The 17076-nt window shown below is 40.6% G+C and carries 11 protein-coding genes and 2 tRNA genes; all 13 read left to right on the top strand.

The window, feature by feature from the left end; genetic code table 11:
- Positions 1-722 precede the first annotated feature (722 nt).
- The 13 genes from Q4533_RS15945 (at position 723) to Q4533_RS15885 (ending at position 17074) form a co-directional block, all read left to right on the top strand.
- Entirely contained in the window at positions 723-1694 is a 972-nt protein-coding gene (locus tag Q4533_RS15945; RefSeq protein WP_303503292.1) for a phosphoribosyltransferase family protein, read from the top strand.
- A 521-nt stretch (positions 1695-2215) separates the two neighbouring features.
- Entirely contained in the window at positions 2216-3397 is a 1182-nt protein-coding gene (locus tag Q4533_RS15940; protein ID WP_102440285.1) for an HlyD family secretion protein, read from the top strand.
- On the top strand, positions 3387-4439 hold the full coding sequence (locus tag Q4533_RS15935; RefSeq protein WP_102440284.1) for a DUF2955 domain-containing protein: 1053 nt from the start codon (positions 3387-3389) through the stop codon (positions 4437-4439). Before Q4533_RS15940 ends, Q4533_RS15935 begins: the two co-directional genes overlap by 11 nt.
- 223 nt (positions 4440-4662) lie before the next feature.
- On the top strand, positions 4663-5781 hold the full coding sequence (locus Q4533_RS15930; RefSeq protein ID WP_102440283.1) for an AI-2E family transporter: 1119 nt from the start codon (positions 4663-4665) through the stop codon (positions 5779-5781).
- A gap of 20 nt (positions 5782-5801) precedes the next feature.
- The gene (locus Q4533_RS15925) at positions 5802-6452 is read left to right on the top strand and encodes an ion channel (RefSeq protein ID WP_157936096.1); all 651 of its coding nucleotides are present in this window, start codon (positions 5802-5804) and stop codon (positions 6450-6452) included.
- A gap of 155 nt (positions 6453-6607) precedes the next feature.
- Positions 6608-11398 (top strand): response regulator, encoded by a 4791-nt coding sequence (locus Q4533_RS15920; RefSeq protein WP_303503287.1) that lies wholly within the window; start codon positions 6608-6610, stop codon positions 11396-11398.
- 45 nt (positions 11399-11443) lie between these two features.
- Positions 11444-12466 carry a two-component system response regulator gene (locus tag Q4533_RS15915; protein WP_303503284.1) on the top strand — a complete coding sequence of 341 codons (1023 nt, stop codon included), beginning with the start codon at positions 11444-11446 and terminating at the stop codon, positions 12464-12466.
- A 276-nt stretch (positions 12467-12742) separates the two neighbouring features.
- Positions 12743-13339 (top strand): hypothetical protein, encoded by a 597-nt coding sequence (locus Q4533_RS15910; protein ID WP_102440279.1) that lies wholly within the window; start codon positions 12743-12745, stop codon positions 13337-13339.
- Positions 13340-13603: 264 nt separating this feature from the next.
- On the top strand, positions 13604-14248 hold the full coding sequence (uvrY, locus tag Q4533_RS15905; protein ID WP_102440278.1) for a UvrY/SirA/GacA family response regulator transcription factor: 645 nt from the start codon (positions 13604-13606) through the stop codon (positions 14246-14248).
- A gap of 51 nt (positions 14249-14299) precedes the next feature.
- A complete protein-coding gene (gene uvrC / locus Q4533_RS15900; protein WP_303503282.1) occupies positions 14300-16132 on the top strand; it encodes an excinuclease ABC subunit UvrC in 1833 nt (610 codons plus the stop codon).
- A gap of 45 nt (positions 16133-16177) precedes the next feature.
- Complete coding sequence (gene pgsA, locus Q4533_RS15895; protein WP_076539933.1) at positions 16178-16726, top strand: CDP-diacylglycerol--glycerol-3-phosphate 3-phosphatidyltransferase; 549 nt, start codon at positions 16178-16180, stop codon at positions 16724-16726.
- Positions 16727-16909: 183 nt separating this feature from the next.
- Positions 16910-16985: transfer RNA gene (locus Q4533_RS15890), tRNA-Gly, on the top strand.
- Between the two features lie 15 nt (positions 16986-17000).
- Positions 17001-17074: transfer RNA gene (locus Q4533_RS15885), tRNA-Cys, on the top strand.
- Positions 17075-17076 lie beyond the last annotated feature (2 nt).

Here is a 17076-nt window from a genome sequence, read left to right as displayed (position 1 = left end):
ATAAAACTCAAGATAGACAATAAAAAATAAGAAGTTCTAGAGGTTAGATTTTAAAACTGAAATTAATTAATTTTATGATTAAGATCAGCTTTAATTGGTAATTTCGAAGCTTGTCGCGATTTACTCATATTGAAGTGAATTGAACTCAACTCTTAGCTACGACTTATGGTTGAAATAATTATCATCTTGAGTCGTTAATTTGCTTTAATAAAATATATATAGTGTGTCTATTTTTGAATGAGTCACTTACTTATTGATTATATGAGATAATATCTGTTTTTATCTGTGGCATTTTTTTTATCCGCTTAATTGTTCATTGGCTGAAACTGTGTAGTGCTACAGGCAAGGTTGATGTTTATCCTGTTTGTTGATATTTGTAGATTTGATAATTTACTAATCTGATTTAGACTTAAAACTGTCATTTTTATGGCGTATTTTTAATTTAGGCTGTTAAAGGGTTATTTGTATTTTATTAGACCAAGCTACAATTGATAAAGCTTGCTGTTATGGCTAAATTCAATAAATTGCATTAGTTAGAGTCGAGTCTTGAGGGATCGAATCTGAACTTTACTCAAACAACATAGGTTAATGATTCGGTATGTATTGGGCGGCATAGTAGTTGCGGCTACGGACCAATACTCTATGAGTATTTAGTAGAATTTAAGCTTAACAGCGTCTGCTTTGAAGCATCAGGCTGTAATCTATGAACATTGGAGTTTGCTATGAATTATAAGTCCTTTTGTGATTTGAGTGATGATATTAAAAATAATATTCACAAAATCAATCAACAAAACTTTGATTTAATTGTAGGTATTCCAAGAAGTGGAATGGTACCTGCATATATGGTGGCGTTATTGCTCAATGCTAACTGTATCGATTTACCTGCTTTTATTCGCAATGATAAGTTAGGTAAAGGCATTACTCGTGATGCCAAAAAAGCCTTAAACTTCCCCCATGAAGCAAGCAACATTTTAATTGTCGATGACAGCATTCTAACTGGTGGTTCGATGATAGATGCGCTAGCCAAAATACCTAGCAGCTTCCAAGGCAAGGTGACCACAGCTGCGATTTACACCACTGCGCTTGTCAGTGACAAAGTTGATATCTTTTTTGAGTATGTGGACTTTCCACGGGTTTTTGAATGGAACTTATTTCATCATCCTATCGTGACTGAGGCTTGTGTCGATATTGATGGTGTCCTGTGCCAGGATCCAACTGAGGAACAAAATGATGATGGGGAGAAATATATTCAGTTTCTCGCTGATGCGACTCCTCGATTTATCCCAACCATGAAAGTTGATGTGCTGATAACTAATAGGTTAGAAAAATTTCGACCGCATACTGAGCAATGGCTGGCAAAACATGGCGTTAATTATAACAAACTAGAAATGTTAGATTTGCCTTCAAAAGCCGCAAGACGGGCCCAAGTAGATTATTTTTCCCATAAGGCAGACTACTTTAAGCGTAGCCCAAATGTGTTATTTATCGAAAGTGATTATCAGCAAGCAATTGAAATTGCTAATCGGTCTAACAAGTTTGTTTATTGTGTTGATACAAACCAAATGATTGCGCCTAATGGTCTTAAGCGGTTTAAAAATAAAAAATACCTTGCTGAGACGATTAGAATGCAATTTTCAAAAATTAAGCCATTAAGAGCGATATACAAAAAAGTTAAAAATCTGGCTAGGGCTTAATCTATAAGCTCTAAACCTTTATCTGGCGTGAAAAATAGGCAGATTATTACCAGCTGCAGATGTTAGATTTTTAGTGGTGAAATTAAGGTCTTGATTTGTCTAATTAGGATTTTTCATTCTGTAGGAATGCCTTTTGAGTTGATCTTTATACTTGCTTTGCTTTTTTAATATTAGGCAATTAAAGCCAAGCAGCTTTTAAAGAATACACTTAATTTAAAATAGATTCTTAAGTAGTAATAGTAACAATATACATCGCAATTTAATGCAATTCCCCCGGCAAGGGCCTTCTCAAACGGCCGTTCAAATCATTAGTTAAAATCAAAATGTTAAATCAATAACTTAAGTAAAGGGCTTAAACACAGCTTTCTTGCTTGTTCATTGAGCTAGAGTGTTGAGTTTTGAGCAAAAATAATCCTATACTGACGTTAATGTAACAACTCTACTATTTATTAACATTATTGGCTCATGCAAGCCGTTAATTTAAAAAAGTAATGCAATTGATTTCAATGCAAGGGAAGGGTATGGCAGATAAGCATAACGATATTTCATCCACTGAATTACCGGCAAATACACCGGAGCAAGCCGTTTTATCAACGCCTACAGATGACATTCATGTTGCTAATGGCGCAGCGGATAAGTCCAAAAATCAGAAAATAAGAAAAGCGACCAATATCATACTGATAGTGGTCGCTTTTTTGTTTGTATTCCATCTTATTGCTGATCGTTATATTCCTTCAACTGATTTAGGTCGAGTTCGCGGTTTTGTGGTCCCCATTACCCCGCAAGTCTCAGGGGAGGTAATTGAAATTTTAACCACGCCAAATACCTTGATCCGTAAAGGGCAGGTGCTTGCGAGAATTAACCCAAGAGATTATGAGATTGCATTATTTACCGCTGAGCAAAATGTGACGCAGGCTGGGCAAAATATGGGAGCTTTAACCGCTAATGTCACCGCTGCAAAAGCAAAGGTTGTTAATGCGGAGGCAAACTTTACTAATGCAAAAGTACAATCTAAGCGTATTTTTACCATGGTTGAGCAGCAGGTGATGTCAGAGGCTGATGCCGACAATGCTAGAGCGGAACTTGCTAGCGCAGAAGCGGGTGTCGCTAGTGCTAAAGCAGATTTAGCCAAAGCAGAAGAAAGGTTGGGCTCAGAAGGTGAAAACAATACCGCGGTAAAATCAGCGTTATTGGCCTTAGAGCAAGCTGAACTTAACCTGGCACGCAGCGAAATTAAAGCGCCCACCGATGGCGTGGCATCAAACTTTCGTTTAAAAGAAGGTTTTTATGCTAACGCTGGTCAACCGGTAATGACCTTTATTTCATCTGAAGATGTGTGGATTGAAGCGAACTTTAGAGAAAATAGCTTAGGCAATATGCAAGCGGGCGATAAAGTCGAGTTTGCACTGGATTATGCTCCGGGTGAGGTTTTTACTGGGAAAGTAGCCTATATCGATTATGGTGTTGATTGGGGACAAAGTGAACAAACGGGAAAGCTGGCTCAAACAACAGGCCAAACAGGTTGGTTAAGACAATCTCAGCGATTTCCTGTAACCATTCATTTTGATGACGAAGAGGCTAAAGGGTTGCGACGTGTCGGCGGTCAAGCGGATGTCATGGTGTATACCGAAGAAAGTTCACTGATGAACTTATTTGGTAAGTTTTGGATCCGAGTCGTTAGCTGGTTCTCCTATGTCAGATAGCGAGCTAGCCTTTAAAGCCATTAATGCTCAATTTGCTGAGGCGATATTTACCCGTCGAGTATTACGCTTCACTTTGGGGATAGGCATTGCAGTGGCCATAGCTGCGGTGTTTGATTGGCAATTAGCTTTTATACTACCGGTGTTTGTCGCTAAGTTTTTAGTTGATAGAGTGGTGCCGACAGTGCAAACCATTTACGAATTGCTTATTTCAATGGTGGTCACTATTGCCATTGCTTGGATGGTGAGTTTTGGGCCGGTTCAATATCCATTTGTACTGTTGCCATTACTCGCATTAATGATGCTATGGGCCTATTACCTGTTTTCTGATCCCAAGTGGAATTTTTTCGCCACTATATTAATTGTCTCGACATTAGTATTACCCTATTTAGGGATTTTACATCCAGGTGCGGCGATTTTTTTTGGTGTCGGCTTAAGCTTTTCAGGCGTGGTGGCGGTCATCATTTTTACTTTATTGCATATTTTGTTGCCTGATTTAGCACCAGAAAAAGAAACTCATTCTGAGTCAGAATTATCTAATGACGAGCGGCTTTACGAGTCAGTTAGGGCATTAATTATTTCATTTCCGGTGATCACCTTTTTCTTTTTATTTGAGGTGACCGGCGCATTACTGACCATGATATTTATTGCAATTTTATCTTTGCAAACGGCCGGCACTAAGAGCGTTAAAGTGAGTTTGTTTTTATTACTCACTAATGGCATAGGTGGTGTGCTGGCGATTATTTTTTATAACATGTTAGTTGTCGTGCCTGAGTTAGCGTTTTATATCGGGCTCACTATGATAGCTGCGTTATTTTTTGCACAAAAAATTTATGATGATCCTGCTAAAGCGCCTATTTTTGCGGGGATATTTTCAGCCTTGCTAGTGGTTGTCGGCTCTACGGCTTCGTCAACAGATGCCGATGTCGCAACCAACTTCTATATTCGTATTGCGCAGTTATTTATTGTCGGTGTTTATATGGTTGTGGCTTCATTTTTTTTAGAAACCAGAAATTGGAAGTTCTTACAAACTAATCATGATTAGGCGGTTTTATTGTAGCCGCTAGGCTATATTTTATTGAACGCTAAGTGTTGATTTAATGGCGGAAATCAAATTTTCTCGTTTATCAATACTAGGTTTATTGAAAAATAACCTATTGTTGTGATGGCTTTTCACTGCAATAAGTTCGATGTTCATAAAGGTGTTAATACATTAACTAAGGTTTAATTTTAAAACGCAACAGCATTTAATTAGGGATAGATAAGTTATGAGTGATAAACCAATATCAAGCTCGAAAGAGTTTACTCATGCGGCAGTGGATGCCGCGATTAAAATAGCCCTGATTTTTATCATGGTCATATGGTGTTTTAAGATTATTCAGCCTTTCATTATGCCCATTTTATGGGGCGGTATTATCGCCATTGCACTGTATCCAGTGGTGTTATTTATCAGTAGCAAGTTGCGATTGTCGGTGAGTAAATCTAGCCTGTTAATTACCTTGCTGGCCTTAGCCATATTATTGGTACCTACCTACTTATTTTCAGGTGCGATAGTTTCAAGCACGCAGGACTTTGTCGCAGAAATACATGACGGCACTTTAGTTATCCCCGCGCCGAAAAGCTCTGTAGCTGAACTCCCGATTGTTGGTGAGAAACTATATGAATTCTGGTCAGACGTCTCTGCAGATCTCGAGCATGTGGTAAAAACCTATGCCGATGAAATAAAAAGCTTTTCGACTAAGGCTGCCAGTGCTTTTGGTAGTTTTGGTATGACAATTTTGCAATTTTTAATTTCAATCATTATCGCAGGGGTGTTTATGGGTAAAGCATCTGGCTCAAGCCAAATGTTCCATAAAGTCTCAGTCAGGCTAGCTGGCAAACATGGTGAAGAGTTTTCTGAATTGGCCGTTGCAACCGTCAGAAGTGTGGTTCAGGGGGTGATTGGGGTAGCCTTTATTCAATCAATATTAGCAGGTGTTGGGCTTGCTTTAGTCGGGGTGCCAGGAACCGGGATTTGGATGTTATTGGTGCTAATACTCGCGATTATTCAATTGCCACCGATTTTGGTTTTAGGTCCTATTATTGCGTATGTATTTTCTGTTGAATCATCAACCACCGCGATTATTTTTATGATTTGGAGCATTTTAGTGAGTGCCAGTGATGCATTTTTAAAACCGATGTTGATGGGCCGTGGCGTTGATATACCTATGTTGGTGATTTTGTTAGGTGCTATCGGTGGGATGATCCTCTCGGGTATTGTTGGCTTGTTTGTTGGCGCGGTGATTTTAGCTTTAAGTTATAAATTATTTTCAGCATGGCTAGTGGTTGAAACGGCTGAAGTTGATGGTGATGAAGTGTTACCGAACTCAGAGAACTCACAAGGGTAGTTGTTGCAATGGTTAAACCTATGTCTGAAGAAGATAACTTCAGCTACCTACTGGGGTCGTTGGTGTTAGTGCTGTTAAGTTCAGCTTTTGTGGAACAGTTTTTTGAACAGGGCCAGCTCATTGTTGTTTCGACAACTGTGATGAGTTTGTCTATTTCAGTGATTGGATTAGGCGCGAATAAACACTGGTTTCGCTCAAGTTTCGGGGTGATGTTTACTATCTTAGTGGTAGCCAGTATCGGCTCAGTTTTTGAATTGTTGAACCTTGATATTATCGCGCTATTTACCATTTTAACTTTTTTTATTTTGGCCACCTGGCGCGCCGCTAAGCAGGTCTTGTTTAGCGGGGTTATTTCCACTAATCAAATTATCGGATCTATTTGTATATTTCTGTTACTAGGGCTTATTTGGGCATTTATTTATCTATTGCTGATTGAGATTTTTGGTGTGGCTTTCAATGGTATTGAAGCCCAAAATTGGACCGATAATTTAACGACTGTGATTTATTACAGTTACATCACTTTGACTACAGTCGGTTATGGTGAAATATCACCAGCAGTGCCAATGGCGCGTTTTTTCGCTTTTTCTGAAGCGATTACAGGTCAGTTTTATATGGCGATCATTGTTGCCAGTTTAGTTGGAGCCAAAATGTCCAACCACGAACCGAAATAACCTGGAGTGACTTATCATCAACTGTACGCAATATTTATAGCGATAACTGCAATAAAGCTGAGAGATTACGCAACTAACTATTACTCAAAAAGCACTCATTGCGACGTGATATTCAAGGTCAACCGTCTCGCACAACAGTATGGGGAACAATAAACATGAATCTATTATTAAGCCTCGTCATTGTTGGGTTATTGCTATTACTAGGTTGGTGTTTTTGGCGTCTAAAGGCGCAAGTTAATCATGATATTGCCCGCTATTTTGAAGGCGATAAAAATAGGATTTACTTTAGCCTCATCATTGTTTCTTTCTTACTGCTCATCTCATCTATCGCTGCAATTAGTTTGAATGTTGCTTATAAGCATGACTTGCAAAAAAGTGGCTTAGCCTTGGAGTCGGTGTCTAAAACCACTGATGCAGCCTTGGCATCTTGGTTTTTGGGCTGGCAAAACCGAGTGAGTGCAGTGGCTACAAATCCTTTATTACTTAAGCGCACTGCAATGTTAGCTAAGTTAGACTCGAAAAAAGCGCCACTTGTCGGAAATCAACATGTGCTTTGGTCTCGCGAAGCTTACGGGCGTTATAGTCAGGCCTTTGGCACCTTAGGATTTTTTGTTATCTCAGTTGATGGAGTCAATATATCTTCAAGTCGTGACAGCAATTTAGGTCAAATCAATATCGTTAAACAACAGTATCCGATGCTATTTAATCAAGTCTTGGCCGGTAATATTGTCATTACTCCACCTATGCCATCAGAAGTGGCGTTATCAAACCCATTTGGGTTGAAGCAAGCTGAAACACTCACCATGTTTGCCTTAAGCCCCATTACTCAAGATGATGGCAGTATCAGTGGCATTTTGTCACTTCGTATTGACCCTTACATTGAATTTGCCAAGCTGACTCAAAGTGGCGCGGTGGGTGACACTGGTGAATCATACTTTGTCGATGCCCAAGGAAGAATGCAGTCTCACAGTCGCTATGAAAATGACTTGGTGTCACTGGGTTTATTAAAAGCAGGTCAGGTATCAGTACTTAATTTGACTGTGACTAATCCGCAGAGATTATTATCAGAAAAGCAACCTGCTAACGGCCGTCGGGGCAAGGGAGCGTTAACCCTAGCAGCAAAAGAAATTAGCCTTAAACACGATGGTTATAGTTATCAGCCTTATCGTAATTACTTGGGGCAATATGTTATCGGTGTCTGGAAATGGGATGAGCGCTACGGTTTTGGTATTGTGACGGAAATGACCCTTGAAGAAGCCAGCCGAAACTATTTATTTTTTCGAAATATTGTCGTGATGCTGATTGGTATTATTGCCATTTCTTGCTTGCTTCTGACATTTGGTGGTTGGTGGCTAAGTCGTCATGTACATCGGCGCTTTAAAGCTGACAATGAAAGGTTAGAAAAAACTATTTCAATACGAACCCAAGATTTACAAGAGCGTGAAGAGCGTTTATGGGATTTATATGAAAACTCTGCTGTAGCTTATGCCACATTAGATCTTCAAGGCCGCTTCACTAAACACAATAAACAATTTGCACAGATTACTGGTTATGACCGCAAAGACTTCTCGTCGTTAACTTGGCATGACGTACTCGCCACTAAGCACGCTAAAGGCGAACAAATCTTTAGCCAAGCGTTGCAAGGCATTGATACGTCTGATGCACGTGTAGAGCTTGTTAATCATTCAGGTCATACCTTAATTGTTTCATTATCGACCCGTGTTGAAACCGATGTTGCGGGTGAATTTAGTGAAATCCGTTTATCTCTATTAGATATTAATGAGCAAGAAACTGTCCGTGCTGAGATGCTACAAAATCAACATCAATATCAAACATTGGTTGAGAATATTCAAGGCGCAGTATTTAGATATAAAGTCACTGATTTTGACATAAACCATTACCATTTACAGTACATTAGCCCCAACATAGAACCAATAACTGGCTATAAAATGGCAGACTTTATCGGTGAACATCCAGTTAGAAGACTTGCTGATATTGCTTTTGAAAATGATATAGAGCATTTAAAAGTCATGGTTGAACAAACCATCAAAGCGCAAGATAAAATTGTCGCGGAGTTTAGAATTATTAATCGCTCAGGTGAGCTACGCTATTTACAAATGAATGCTCAGTTTGACGGTAATGGCAATAACATGTCAGGTTTTTTTGATGGCATTGTGTTTGATATTACCGAACAAAAAATTGCTGCCAATCGGTTACTCGCATCAGAAGAAAAGTTAGAAGTGGCCTCAGAAAGTGCGCAAATGGGAATGTGGGACTTTTATCCTAATGAGCAACAAGTCGTGGTTAACCGCATGTATTCAAAGATGCTAGGTTATGAACCAACTGATTTATGTCAAGAGGATGACAAGTGGTCGCCATTAATCAATGGCGCGCAAACCTTTATTGATTTAGTCCACCCCGATGAGCAAAACTTGATCTCCAATCCGCAACAAGCATTGGCTGCAAGTGACAATAAAATTCTTCGCCATGAACTGAGAATGCGCAGAAAAGACGGCAGTTACGATTGGATTTTAAGCGTTGGACAACCTTACTCTTTTGATAAGCATGGGGTTCCCGATCGGATCAGTGGGGTTCATATCAACATTAATGAAGCGCGAGCATTACAAACTAAACTTGCCGCCGCTATTTCAGCCGCTGATAGTGCAAATCAAGCAAAAAGTGATTTCTTAGCCAATATGAGTCATGAAATTCGTACACCGATGAATGCCATAATTGGCATGTCCCATTTAGCATTAGACACCCAGCTGACCCCTCAGCAACGCAATTATATTGAAAAAACCCATCGCTCGGCACAATCCTTATTAGGGATTATTAATGACATTCTCGATTTTTCTAAAATTGAAGCGGGTAAGCTAGCTTTAGAACATATCGAATTAGATATCGAAGCAGTGTTAAACAATGTTAATAACCTCATTGGGATCAAGGTCGCAGATAAAGGTTTAGAGCTGCTATTTGATATTGATAATACTATCCCTAAAAACCTATTAGGAGACCCACTTCGCCTAGGGCAAGTGCTCATTAACCTCGCCAATAACGCGGTAAAGTTTACTGAACGTGGCAATATTATTATTGCAGTCAAACTCGAAAGGTTAACCAGCCAACAGGCTTTCATTCGCTTTTCAGTAACAGATTCCGGTATCGGAATGAGTCAAGAACAACAATCAAGATTGTTTAAAGCCTTTTCCCAAGCTGATGCTTCAACTACCCGAAAATACGGCGGCACAGGCTTAGGTTTAGCCATTTGTAAGAATTTAGCCGAATTAATGCAGGGCAGCATAACGGTAACAAGTGAGCTTGAGCAGGGAAGTACGTTTAGTTTGTATTGTCCTTTTGAGTTAAGTCGTTCAACGTCAGTGACTCTCGATACCTTGGAAAAACGTCGCTTTGATGGGCAATCAGTGTTGCTGGCTGATGATAATGATATCGCTCGCTCGATACTGACTAACCTATTGGGCTCAATAGGTTTACAAGTAGTAGCCGTTGCCAGTGGCCGTGAGGCTATACAATATATTGCGGCAGGTAATAAGCCTGATTTCGCCTTAATTGATTGGCAAATGCCAGAGGTCGATGGTATTGATGTTGCGAGGTTTATTAGTGAGCTTGCGCCCGAGCTTAAACCTAAACTCATCATGATTACCGCTTTTGGTAGAGAAGAGCTACTCATGAGTGTAATGTCTGTTCACATCGACCATATTTTAACTAAACCTATAACGTTAACAACATTAACCCAAAGCCTATCTTCATTAGTGTCTGGGAAATCTTTAGCAGATCCTCGAACTAAGGTTCAAAGCCCATTCGATAAGGCGATCACCTCTTTGGTAGGAGCAAAGGTGCTTGTTGTTGAAGATAATGATCTCAACCAAGAGTTAATTGAAGAGTTATTAATTAATAAGCAAATTGATACTGTTTTGGCTGAGAATGGTCAACAAGCCATTGAGTGTTTAGCGCAGCAAGATTTTGATGGGGTGTTAATGGACTGCCAGATGCCGGTGATGGATGGCTACACTGCGACCTCGTTACTCAGGCTGCAGCCACAATTTCAACACTTGCCCATTATTGCCATGACAGCGAATGCCATGGCTGGTGACCGTGAAAAAGCGTTAGCCGCTGGGATGAATGATCATATCTCTAAACCTATTGACGTTGAGTCGATGTTTATCACTATGGCCAAATGGATAAGCCCAACGGTTGCCACTAACACTACTAAGCCAGCGAAATCGGCAATAGAAACGACAGATGCCGATGTCGTTAAGTTTGCCCTAAACCTCAATTCAATTGCCTGTGATCATATTGACGTAGCCCTAGGCTTGAGCCGAATTCAAGGTGATATAAGCTTGTATCACAAATTATTAGTAAGATTTATCCGAGGGCAAAAAGCTTTTCCGCAGTATGTTGAACAAGCTGTTATAGATAATGATACCGAACTGACTCAGCGGTTGGTACATACCTTAAAAGGGGTTGCTGGCAGCATTGGCGCACAAATGCTTGCCACATTGGCAGCAAAGTTTGAACAAACGCTTGATAGTCTATCTGAAGCACACTATGAGCGGGTTTTTACAAAACTATCAATAGAGTTACAAGGAGTATGTCATGACATTGAACGGCTATTGCCTAAGCGACTACAAATATCAGAGCCATTGCAATTATCAAAGCTACAACCAATAGGTGCTGATTTCGCCCAAACTGCATTAGAAAATCAAACTTTGAATAAGTCATTAGCAATTGAAACCTTAGAAGTCCTCATTTCAATGCTATCGAATTTTGATATGGAAGCCACAGAGTATTTTATTAGCCACGGACAATGCTTAAACTTAAAACCATTAATACATGAGTATCAACAGCTTGATTATCAATTGTCGGAATACGAGTTGGATCGTGGTCTCGAAATTGCCAACCAAATGCTTGAGAAAGTAACAGCCATGTAATTGAGGCTTATTCACTAAAAATTTTTGCGTTTAATAGGAGTTCAAATGGAAAGGCAAACCATTTTAGTGGTCGATGATACCGCTGAAAATATCGATGTGTTAGCCAGTGTATTAAAATCTGACTATCAGATTAAAATTGCCAAGAACGGCAAACTCGCGTTAAAAATTGCTAAGGCAATGACATTAGACCTCATTTTGCTCGACATTATGATGCCCGGTATTGACGGTTTTGAAGTTTGCAGGCAATTGAAACAAGATAAACGCACCCAGCACATTCCGATTATATTTGTTACCGCAAAAATATCTGCGGCAGATGAATTAAAAGGGCTCGAGTTAGGGGCAGCAGATTACATCACCAAACCCTTTAATCCCCCCATAGTGCTTAGGCGAGTGCAAACCCAGTTAGCCTTAACCAGTCAAAGCCGCTTGTTGGCCTTACAGGTAAGGCAAAAAACAGCTGAAATTGCCCAAAATCAATTGAACGTGATCCGCCGCCTTGGGCGCGCTGCTGAATATAAAGATAACGAAACCGGCATGCATGTTATCCGTATGAGTTATTACACCCATATATTGGCCCTTGCAGCAGGGTTAAGCGAAGACGATGCCGAGCTATTAATGCACGCCGCCCCCATGCATGATGTGGGTAAAATCGGCATATCGGATGCCATCTTAAAAAAAACCGACAAATTAGATTTTGACGAATTTGAACAAATGAAAAAGCACTGTGAAATCGGCGCTGAAATTTTAGGCGAGCAAGACTCTGAATTAATGGATGTTGCGCAAACTATAGCCTTAACCCATCACGAAAAGTGGGACGGCAGTGGCTACCCCAATGGTTTAAGCGGAGAGGATATACCGCTTTATGGCCGTATTGTGGCAGTGGCAGATGTGTTTGATGCACTCACCAGTAAGCGTCCTTATAAGGAAGCCTGGCCCGTTGAAAAGGCGCTTGAATTACTTAAAAAAGAAGCTGGAACACACTTTGATCCGCAGCTTGTGCCACTTTTTGTTGAAAAATTAGATCAAATTCTTGAAATAAAGGCTAAATTTAATGAAAGCTATACATAGTAGCAGTTTAAAAGCTTGTAATAAAAGTTGAGGTGTTGGGAGTGTTTGTCAAAATTTTGCTATGAATTAGGTGCTGTTATCGTCAGTTATTGTTGGATTCACAAGCAGTTATTGGCTAAATAAGCCATTTGTGATTTTAAACGATGAATAGCGAGTATGATCCGAATATAAGCGGCTCATATTCTTGATGTGCCGTTAAATGCCGTCATTAAATACACTCGATAATTGCTATGGCTAAATACATATCGCAATACTTGTTCAACAGAGGAAATATCAATGTCTAATACGCTTTTCAGTAAAAAAATGCTGCTGGCTGCGGTTATGCTTCCAGCACTGTTAACCGGCTGTGCTACAGGTGATACACCAGAGGCTAAAAAAGCCAATGCCCGCAAAGAAACCCAAGCCGCATTGCAAGAAATTTATGCTGAGCACAATGAAGCTAAAGCTGCGGTAGCGAGCTCTGTGGGATATGTCGTGTGCACTGGCAGCAATAGTTACTTATTTGCATTATCAACCGGTGGCGGTGTTTGCGTACTCACCTCTAAAGGCCAAAACTCCTATTACCGTTTTGCAACCGGAGGCGTCGGTGCTGGCATTGGCTGGAAGCAAATGGCATTCGTGCAAGCATTTATGAATAATAATGCTATGACACGTTTTAAAGAGTCAGGCTATGAAGGCCAAGCTCAAGCAGAAGCGAGCGCTAAATATGAAGACAGTGGCGATCAAGCTTCAGCTAACCAATCAGTTGATGTAACAGGTGTAAAAACCTATCAAGTTAACTTAATGGGCGCCGCAGCTCAGGCAACCGTACAAGGTTATAAGTATTGGGAAACCGATTTTTCTGATGATTTCATGGAAAATAGTGAAGACTAATTTTTTCTAATGACTTGAAGCACAAAAAATTAAAAGCCGTAGTAGGCAACTGCTACGGTTTTTTGTTGGTTGTTATATTTGTATATCGCAACAGTCTAATAATTAACCGCCAACAGGGGCTAGTTGTTAGTGGTTGCATAAGGAGTGAACAATTATGCCATTATTGTGGTTAATATTGCTTTGCGATACTCGTTCAATAGGCTAAATTACAACGGTAAGGATATGATAAAAATTCAGGAAGAATACGCTTAAGGTGGGTTGAAGTTGATTTCAGTATATTTAGTTGATGATCATGAGCTAGTGAGAACCGGTATTCGACGTTTATTGGAAGATGAGCGTGGTATAAAAGTGGTTGGCGAAGCGCCGGATGGCGAAACCGCCGTGCAGTGGTCACGTCAAAATGAAGCTGATGTTATTTTGATGGATATGAACATGCCCGGTATGGGCGGTTTAGAAGCGACCCGTAAAATTTTACGTTATCAACCTGAAGCTAAAATCATCGTATTAACCGTACAAACTGAAGACCCTTTTCCTACCAAAGTCATGCAAGCTGGCGCCTCTGGTTATTTAACCAAAGGGGCAACACAGCCTGAGGTATTAAGAGCCATTCAGCAGGTATCTCGGGGGCAACGTTATTTATCTCCAGAGATTGCCCAGCAAATGGCCTTGAGTCAGTTTAGTCAAACAGACGAAAACCCTTTTAGCAGCCTGTCAGAACGTGAGCTTCAAATTATGTTGATGATCACCAATGGTGAAAAAGTCAACGACATTTCTGAAAAGCTCAATTTAAGCCCGAAAACCGTTAACAGTTATCGCTATCGTTTATTTGCCAAGTTGAATATTGGTGGTGATGTAGAGTTGACCCGTTTGGCGATTCGCTACAAAATGCTTGATGCCAGTTCTTTTTAGTTAATAGGTGTTGAGTCAAACTGGTATTTCACACCTATTTTAGGATAGTTGATGCCATCTCGTTTTAATCCAAAGTTATTTCTCAAGAATGTTTCTTCTTCGCCAGGTGTTTATCGGATGTACGATGACAAGGGCGAAGTCATTTATGTTGGTAAAGCAAAAGATCTTAAAAAGCGCTTATCATCTTATTTCAGAGCCAATATTCCCCATGTAAAAACTCAAGCATTAGTGGCGCGTATTGCCAATATTGATGTCACACTGACCCACAGTGAAACCGATGCGTTATTGCTCGAAAATGATTACATCAAGCAATACATGCCCAAATACAATGTATTGCTGCGTGATGACAAATCCTATCCTTACATTTTGCTCAGTGGCCATAAGCATCCACGACTTGCTTATCACCGTGGCCCTAAGCGTGAAAAAGGCCATTATTTTGGCCCATATCCAAATGGCGGTGCAGTTAGAGAAAGCTTACATCTGATGCAAAAGCTGTTTCCTATTCGTCAGTGTGATGATCTTTATTATAAGTCGCGCTCTCGACCTTGCTTGCAGTATCAATTAGATCGCTGCAGTGCACCCTGTGTTGGTCGCGTAAGCGATGATGAATATTCCGAGCAAGTGAAATTAGCCAGCCTGTTTTTAAAAGGCAAAGATCAGCAAGTGATCAGTGAGCTAGTGGTGAAGATGGATAAGGCTGCCAATGAGCTAGAGTACGAACATGCAGCGCAATTTCGCGATCAAATCACCGCCCTAAGGCGAGTGGCTGAGCAGCAAGAAGTGTCTAATCACAAAGGCGATATGGACGTGATAGGGGTACATTACGCATCAGGTATCGTTTGTTTTCATTTATTATTTATACGAGATGGTAAAATCTTTGGCAGTCGCAGCTATTATCCAACCGTGCCAGCACAAACTGAGCTTGAAGAAGTACTCGTCTCTTTTATGGGGCAGTTTTATTTAAATGCCGACATCCAGCGCACAATTCCTAAAGAAGTATTATTAAGTCACTCCTTTGAAGAACTAACTAGATTACAACAAACTATATCTGCGGCATTAGAACGAAAGTTTGAAATCAAAACACATGTCAGAGGTGAGCGAGCAAACTTTTTACGCCTAGCACTAACCAATGCCACCAATGCGGTTAATACGCGCCTGTCCCACAAAAATACCGTTGAGCAGCGCTTTCAATTATTAGAAGAAGCATTAGAGCTAGGTCACCCAATCCAGCGGATGGAATGTTTTGATATCAGCCATACCATGGGCGAAAGTACCGTTGCCTCTTGTGTGGTGTTTAACCGTGAGGGTCCTCACAAGTCCGATTATCGCCGCTACAATATTAATGGCATTACCGATGGTGATGACTATGCTGCCATGGAACAAGCCTTAAGTCGCCGATTTGATAAAATTGATAGCAAGGGTAAGGTGCCAGATATTGTATTTATTGATGGTGGTTTAGGCCAGTTACGTATTGCACAGCAAATAGTTGATGAAAAATGTGTGCATTTAGATAATGCGCCTTTACTGATCGGGGTAACGAAAGGCGAAGGTCGTAAAGCAGGGCTTGAAACCTTTGTGTTTGGTGGCTCGGAAGATACCTTTGAATTACCCAGTGATTCACCAGCATTTCATTTAATTTTGCATATCCGTGATGAGTCCCACCGCTTTGCAATTACAGGCCATAGAAATAAGCGCCAGAAAACCCGAAATACATCGACGCTAGAATCCATTGCTGGTGTGGGGCCTAAACGGCGCAAACTATTGTTACAACATTTGGGCGGTATTCAAGAAGTGAAGGGCGCAAGTGTCGCTGAATTAACAAAAGTTCCTGGAATTAGCCTAGAAATGGCACAAACAATCCATGATGCATTGCGAGGGGGATAAAATTAAGGCAAGATTGGCGCTGCTTCTGACTATTTGGTTTCGTTCATGCCTTTTAATTTACCTATAGCATTAACTTTATTTCGGCTTGTTTTATTGCCGGTATTTGTTGTTGTGTTTTATCTTCCCTATTCGTGGGCCCCTTTTGCTTCGGCATTTATCTTTTGGCTTGCTGCGGTAACTGATGCGTTAGACGGTTATGCGGCGCGAAAATTAAAGCAGTCGACTCGCTTTGGTGCTTTTCTTGACCCGGTTGCCGATAAAATAATGGTGACCACGGCGTTAGTATTACTAGTGCAGCAAAATGATAATATTTATCTAACCTTAGCGGCATTATTCATGATCGGCCGAGAAATTGTGATTTCTGCGCTACGTGAATGGATGGCAGAAATCGGTAAACGCGGTGTTGTCGCAGTATCATGGATTGGTAAATACAAAACGGCGGCGCAAATGGCGGCGATTGTTGGTTTGATCTGGCAGCCGAATGAATTTTTGACCGATGTGGCTTATGGCTTGTTTTATATTGCTGCAGTGCTGACTTTCTGGTCGATGATGAGCTATATTTCTGCAGCATGGAAAGACTTAACGGCTGAGTAGCGCAATAAAACTTCAATACGTTTACTTAGTGTTCACTCAGTTAATTTTGTTGAAAACAGCAATTGACACCGACACTGAAATCGGTAGAATGCACCCCCGTAGACAAGGATGCTTCGGCTTATAACCAAAAGGTTTTAGCTACAAGACATCAGGTTTATTTGAAAAGATAAACAAATGATTTACGCGACATTAGCTCAGTTGGTAGAGCGATACCTTGCCAAGGTATAGGTCATCGGTTCGAACCCGATATGTCGCTCCAAATCATGTTTATATCGGCGCGATGGCAGAATGGCTATGCTGCGGATTGCAAATCCGTCGACCTCGGTTCGACTCCGGGTCGCGCCTCCACA

The sequence above is a fragment of the Shewanella sp. 6_MG-2023 genome, from assembly GCF_030547195.1.
Classification (GTDB): domain Bacteria; phylum Pseudomonadota; class Gammaproteobacteria; order Enterobacterales; family Shewanellaceae; genus Shewanella.
This window is presented reverse-complemented; position numbering and strand designations above follow the sequence as displayed.

Bases quoted from the DNA above. Each gene is read 5' to 3' on its own strand.
- Q4533_RS15945 (WP_303503292.1), top strand. From the start codon at position 723: ATGAATTATAAGTCCTTTTGTGATTTGAGTGATGATATTAAAAATAAT.
- Q4533_RS15940 (WP_102440285.1), top strand. From the start codon at position 2,216: ATGGCAGATAAGCATAACGATATTTCATCCACTGAATTACCGGCAAAT.
- Q4533_RS15935 (WP_102440284.1), top strand. From the start codon at position 3,387: ATGTCAGATAGCGAGCTAGCCTTTAAAGCCATTAATGCTCAATTTGCT.
- Q4533_RS15930 (WP_102440283.1), top strand. From the start codon at position 4,663: ATGAGTGATAAACCAATATCAAGCTCGAAAGAGTTTACTCATGCGGCA.
- Q4533_RS15925 (WP_157936096.1), top strand. From the start codon at position 5,802: ATGTCTGAAGAAGATAACTTCAGCTACCTACTGGGGTCGTTGGTGTTA.
- Q4533_RS15920 (WP_303503287.1), top strand. From the start codon at position 6,608: ATGAATCTATTATTAAGCCTCGTCATTGTTGGGTTATTGCTATTACTA.
- Q4533_RS15915 (WP_303503284.1), top strand. From the start codon at position 11,444: ATGGAAAGGCAAACCATTTTAGTGGTCGATGATACCGCTGAAAATATC.
- Q4533_RS15910 (WP_102440279.1), top strand. From the start codon at position 12,743: ATGTCTAATACGCTTTTCAGTAAAAAAATGCTGCTGGCTGCGGTTATG.
- uvrC (WP_303503282.1), top strand. From the start codon at position 14,300: ATGCCATCTCGTTTTAATCCAAAGTTATTTCTCAAGAATGTTTCTTCT.
- pgsA (WP_076539933.1), top strand. From the start codon at position 16,178: ATGCCTTTTAATTTACCTATAGCATTAACTTTATTTCGGCTTGTTTTA.